This window comes from Pseudopedobacter sp. (assembly GCF_040392825.1).
Lineage (GTDB): Bacteria > Bacteroidota > Bacteroidia > Sphingobacteriales > Sphingobacteriaceae > Pseudopedobacter.
The window spans coordinates 1-5,625 of the sequence record NZ_JBEBVH010000252.1 but is presented as its reverse complement, the minus strand read 5'-3'; the positions used below and the strand labels follow the sequence as shown (position 1 = coordinate 5,625).

2 protein-coding genes are annotated in these 5,625 nt (G+C 39.4%); both read right to left on the bottom strand.

Annotated features, from left to right (window positions below):
* Positions 1 to 244: 244 nt before the first annotated feature.
* Positions 245 to 1,660, bottom strand: a complete 1,416-nt coding sequence (locus ABWO41_RS14730) for a sulfatase-like hydrolase/transferase (protein WP_353139661.1) — start codon at positions 1,658 to 1,660, stop codon at positions 245 to 247.
* A 778-nt stretch (positions 1,661 to 2,438) separates the two neighbouring features.
* A complete protein-coding gene (locus ABWO41_RS14725; protein ID WP_353139658.1) occupies positions 2,439 to 5,504 on the bottom strand; it encodes a chondroitinase family polysaccharide lyase in 3,066 nt (1,021 codons plus the stop codon).
* Between the last annotated feature and the right edge of the window lie 121 nt (positions 5,505 to 5,625).

Below are 5,625 nucleotides of genomic sequence, written 5' to 3'. Positions count from 1 at the left end.
TGGGATTCTTCTCCCGTTCAAAACGGGATCAGAATGACGTAAGAAGGCTAATCCTTCGTTCCTATGTTATTTCCCCTCTTAACTTGATGTAAGCACTTTACTTTAGCATCAAGTTAACGCAGAAGCCATTCGTAACTCGTCATGCTGAGTGTAACGAAGCATCCCATTATAAAGACAACATACCCTATATATGGGATTCTTCTCCCGTTCAAAACGGGATCAGAATGACGTAAGAAGGCTAATCCTACGGATATTTCAATTCCATTTCCCTTCCAATAACCTCCATCCTATGTTTCATAATCTGGTTATGATCTCCATACGGACTAATCCAATGCGGCTGATCTACAGTCTTTTCCCAGTTTTCTAATTTAGCCATCAGCTTTTTAACCTTTGCCGGATGTGATTTGGCCAGATTTTTAGTTTCTGAAATATCCTTTTTCAAATTGAACAATAGCACAGGATTAGTATCTCCGCTTCTTATAAGCTTCCATTTTTCGCCACTTCTAACCGCAGCAGCAATACCCCTTCTCCAGAATAAATCTTCATGAGGGGCTTTTTTAACACTGCTATTTACATAAGGAATCAGATTCTTACCATCAGTTACCTGTCCGCTTATCAGTTTACCGTTTCCGGCACCAACAGCAGTTGGCATAATATCCAGTGCAGAAACCATTTTATGATACAACTTCCCGGCAGGAATCTGATCCGGATACTGCATAATATAGGCAACTCTTATTCCGCCCTCCCATTTAGAGCCTTTTAAACCTCTAAGCTTTCCATTGTCTGCATAGTTTCCGGTAGCGGCACCATTATCATTAATAAAAATAATTAGTGTATTGTCATAAATTTTTTCAGCATTCAATACTTTAACCAAAGCTCCAACACCATCATCCAAAGAAGTCATCATGGCAGCATAAGCTTTTCTTCCCGGATCTGTAATATTTGGAAACCTATCCATCAATTCCTTTTTAGCATTCATAGGCACATGCACCGCATTATACGCCAGATACATAAAAAACGGCTTATCTTTATTTTCTTTCACAAAAGAAATAGCCTTGTCTGTAAACATATCCGTTAGATAGGTAATGGTATTTTCCGGAACAATTTTATTATTGTCATACAGAGCCAGCTCGTTAGAAGGAGCCTTCCCACCTTTATAGCCGAAAAAATTTCTATGTCCACCAATAAATCCGTAAAACTCATCGAAACCTCTCTTCAACGGAAAATATTGTGCTAAATCTCCCTGATGCCATTTGCCAATAGCAATGGTACGATAGCCATTATGCTGCATTTGGTCTCCAATAGTCTTTATTTTCGGGTCCATTCCCACATCATTTTGTGTGTAGGGCTTAACAGGAAGCTCAGAAATGTTATGCTCAAAACCGAAACGCTGCTGGTACATTCCGGTTAATATACCTGCTCTGGAAGGGGCGCAAACTGAAGCCGAAACATAAGCATCTGTAAACAAAGTTCCGTTCTTTGCCAGTGCATCTATGTTGGGCGTTGGAATTTCTTTTCCGCCATAACAGCCAAAATCAGCATAGCCAGCATCGTCACTTACAATGACAATAACATTTGGCTGTTTAGCTTTTTGCTGAGCGTGAGCCTGAGAAAGCCCGCTTGTACAAAATAATAAAGCAATTAAAATCAGTTTCTTCATTTCTGTATTATTTTATGGAATTATTAAAATAAATATCTTCTTTCTGTTCTTCTGTATCTCTTTATTGGTTCTTTAACCCGTAGCTAATCTGCGTTATTTCGATGATCTCCCTATAATGAATTAGCATTCAAGTTAACGCAGATGCCTCGCATATTTCGTCATGCTGAGTGTAGCGAAGCCTGCCTCGCCGGTCAGGCAGGCATCCCATTATAAAAGCAACGCACTTTGCTTGTGGGATTCTTCTCCCGTTCAAAACGGAATCAGAATGACGAAGAGTCTAATCCTCTACATTTATGTTATTTTCCTTCTAACTTGACGCATACGCGAAACAAATACACATTTACGTAATTAACTCAGAAACCGCTCATATTTCGTCTTGCTGAATGTAATGAAGTATCTCATCATAAAAAGCAATGCGCTCTGCTTGTGGGATTCTTCCATCAGTTACCATTTACATTTTGCTTTTCTGTCATGCTGAACTCGCTTCAGCATCTCATCATGCCATTTTCTGTCCGTAGAGTTAAGCGTAGCGTCTCTACGGATTTATCCAATAAAATGAAGTTTCTAAACTTCATTATTTCATAAAAATTCCTGTTACGGCAAATATGCCGGCAGCAAAAACTTATACCTGATACGTTGGAACAGAAATAAATTTCTGTTTTTTAACAGGGAGTCTGAAGACTCTTTTTTATTTTATAATTCGTAGAGCCGTTTCACTAAACTCTACGAACAGGTAAAGTTTCTTTCTCTCCAAAGGCCAGATGAGGGCAACATACCCCTACTTCCCTAAACGCACAGCCGATGTCTCCACATCATTTCTTATCAAACTCATATTTGTTGTCAAACCGTACTTACAATGTACCGTCAGTAAAGTATTTCCGTCCTTAGTTTCCTCTAATTGATATTGGTTGTTAGCCGTATCAGCCTTTTTCCAGCTTCCCTTTATAGTCATCTTAACCACTGTTGGCTTAGACGGTGTTTTAAACCAGTATCTCGAATAAATACTAACCTCTTTCCTGGTTCCATCAGCGTTCCTTGGGGTGTCGTCATCACCTTCGTAAAAAGCCAGATCAGGATCTACCACAGCTAAATCCAATTGATTTTGCTGGTCTTTGTACATCACCAAACATGGCCTACTATTATTTAAAACGTATTTATCCGCAAGATTTACATTTGATTTAAAAATAGACAAGCCTGTTATATGCTGCGGATGATATTTTACACTATGCATTAGACTGTCCTTTTGCAGAACCGTATAAATTGCCTTTTTGCTTTTCATCTGCGCTGCAAAATCTGCCAGCTTTTTGTTATCGGTATCTATAAGCATAGCATATTCATAGCCCTCATGCTTAGGCGCATTGCCATGATTGATATACAAACCTGCAAAATTGCCATTGGTTTCCTTTAAATCTTTCTGATCTCTGGAAGTCTGGTTTTGCTTATATACAACTGTTTGTTGGCTTTCCGGAATGTAATAACCTATTTTTCTGTTATCCAAAACGGTATTTATAGCTTTCCCGCTTGTGTAAGGGAAGCTGCTTATTTTGGTACCGTTTACATAAATGGCATCGCTTTTATCATTCAAATAATTCTGGAAGAGCGTGGTTTCGGTCGGATATTCCATCGTGTGGTTAGAAATATCCGAACCTAGCGCCACTACCAAACTATCAAAAGTGAACCACGATTTCGTCGCCCTAAAACTTCCCGTTTTATACTTGTCGTGGCCTTTCAATTTCATTGCAAAAACTCCCTGCTTATCTAAATGCACTCCTCCTGCGAAAAGTTCATCTGTAAGCAGCATCTCTTCTACCCCGCTATAGTCGTCTACATTTTTTATATCTGCCCTTAAAATGTCTAACGGAACATGCAAAGTTGTAGTACCGGGAATCCGGTTCCAGTCCCATCCTTTATCTCTAAAGTTAGAAGCTATTGTTTTCTGACTTTCCGGATAAAGCACTTCTAGCTGCCCGTAGCTGGAATAACGGCCAAATACATTGGCATTTGGATACGACTCATGGCTAACTATATACCGGTTATGTCCTTTGATGGTAAGCAGCCAATCGTTTCTTCTATGGATATCCAGTAATCCAAAATTAAGCGTATGGTGCATTGCCGGATAAACTGCCGGAGATATTCCCATATCTTTAAACCGTTTGGCATACGGACTTTTTTCGTTCTTATTAATCAGCAGATATACAGCTGCCATTTGTTTATCTATCTTTTCTTTTCCATCCGGAGAACCAGAAAGTGCCATATAGGCATAAGGCATATCCGGAATGCGCCAATTTCCTGTTGGATGCCTTCCAGAAACACTGATGGGCCAGCGTGTGGGATTGGTATAGTAATGCATCATCAGCATATTGTCTTTAAATGACTGATGGGCATCATCATCTATTTGAAACTGTGTTTGACTTAACACATAAATAATGGGTGCTAAACCGCTATAACCACCAGTACCATAAGCCGGATACAGTGTACCATGATGAAAAACAGCGCCGTCTGGCTTAAATGCTCCTGTTATTTCCAAATTTGGCTTTACATTATGAGACATCCATTTAGAAAAATGCTGCAGGTAACGGAGCTTCTCTGGCCCGTCGTCTAAAACCAATGCGGAGCTCAGCATACTTCCCAATAATGTATTAAAGACATCGATATTGGAAACCGGCAACTGCTCTGGCTTTTCTAAAGTTCTGCCCAAACCGCTAAACCAATACATGGTTTTGAATGTACGGTCCAGTCTGCCGTTTTGTTTGATTATATCTTTCATAATCAAACAAGAGCTATAGTAATCTGCCAGATTATAACCCAAATGGTGCAGGGCGCCCATGCCGCTTCCGTAACTCCACCCCTGGTCTTCCATGTGGTCCAGTAAATCCAGATAGATTATTGCTGCCTCCTGCTTTATGTTTTTGTTGACCGACTGGTTATGCAAACGCGCTACCGAAAGCATCAGCTGTGCATATCTCTTAATATTTGATTTTTCGTTTGCTGCTTTGGCTTTTGCCAGTAAACCATCTCCGGTTAGTTCAATATCATTAACGGAATAAATCATCTTGCCGGTAATGTTTCCTTTATTTCTTTGGATATTCCAAAAGGCAAAATCCTTTTTTAAAGAATCTAACAGACGGGATTCATCTGCTATCTTTTTAGCGGTAATCAGTTTTAAATATCTGTTTGTTATCTGGCCGAACTGCTTCTGGTCTTTTGCAGCAACTTCTTTTGGCAAAGGAAGGTAACCGGGATTAGCATTGAACTTATATAAAGAATTCCAATGCGCGTTTGCCGCTTTGTCTCCTTCCAGATTTACAAAAGGAACCTGCAGGTCGCGCATAGGCGAACGCGGATTGATATTTACGTAATAAATAACCTGATCGAGATATAAAGTTCCTTTTTTTGCTGATTGCGGAGCTTTAATTTCCATCCTGTCAATTCCTTCATCAGCCAGTTTGACCATGTCTCTGTGGTACATCACCCAGGCTGTCCTCCATCCGGTATAGTTTAAATTGAAATCGAATTTATAGATTTCTTTTTCACCTTTGTAGAAAACAAACTGCAATTGGTCTTCAATATTCTTTTCATTGTATAACCAGAAAACGAATGTGCTTCTAGGATCGTTCTGTACAGATTCGAATGCCTTATCTTTTATATTGACTGCACTGCCGTTCTTATTCCAATCCCATTTAACAGACTGCTTTCCCATTTTGAAATGCAGACCGCTCATGCTCAATTTCCCGTCAATAACTTTCCAGTTCTGCGGAACATTTTGTTCGCAGATATCGGATTGCAATTGTGCAAAAGCCTGAGAGCTGATTAAAATAAAAACTAAAACCTTAAATAACTTCATATACTCTCTGTAAATCTATCTGCTAATCTGCTGTTCTTTAATATGCTTTAATAGCTCTTCCATCTGTTTCAATACTTTTGGATAATCCTGATAACTATTGTGCTCTTCTTTTGGATCTGCT